The 592-nt window shown below is 52.5% G+C and carries 2 protein-coding genes; both read left to right on the top strand.

What is annotated here, in order from left to right; translation table 11 throughout:
• Nucleotides 1-340 (top strand): hypothetical protein (locus VJI93_RS08410; RefSeq protein ID WP_324009262.1); only part of this gene is annotated, 340 nt, incomplete at its 5' end.
• Nucleotides 340-592: hypothetical protein (locus VJI93_RS08405; RefSeq protein WP_324009261.1), on the top strand; the 253-nt coding region annotated here is incomplete at its 3' end. The genes VJI93_RS08410 and VJI93_RS08405, both read left to right, overlap by 1 nt.

Raw genomic sequence — 592 nt, 5'->3', positions numbered from 1 at the left:
AACCTTCGACTGGGGATCTATGCTTAATGGGGCTCGCGCTTCCGGTGGCCCTGCAACTGGCGGTCTGCGCTATCGTGTTAATGAACCTGGAGTAGGTGTCGAAATCTTTGAGCCTGGTCAAAGTGGGACTATCACCCCTCTGGCCAAGATGCTCAAGGGTGGCGCCGGGGGTGGTAATTATATCGATGCACGTACCACTATTGATGCACGCGGCGCAACTCCCGATGCAGTAGCGGCACTAGAAGAAAAGATGAATGCACGCGACAGGCAGCTGCGTGCATCTTTGCCTTCCATGGTGGATAACCGGATAATGGAAAATAAGTGGCGTGGGAGGTCATAATGCAAGTTACAATCCAGCTCCCCATCCTATTCGGCGTCAAGGATAAGAAGTTCCAGCTGGCATATCGTCAGCAAAACACCCCTAGCGATGGGGGGTTTATCCAGTCGATCGATCGGATTAGTCCTACATGGTGGGCGCAGTATCAGACTGTTCCTTTGTTTGGGGAACGGTATATTGCAGCACAGAGCTTCCTGGACAGTCTAAATGGGTCACTCAATCCTTTCCTAGCGTACGATCCCGGCCGCATTGTAC

The organism is Parvimonas sp. M20 (genome assembly GCF_035282425.1).
Classification (GTDB): domain Bacteria; phylum Bacillota; class Clostridia; order Tissierellales; family Peptoniphilaceae; genus Parvimonas.
The sequence above is the reverse complement of the archived record's forward strand: the minus strand, read 5'-3'. Positions and strand labels throughout refer to the sequence as shown.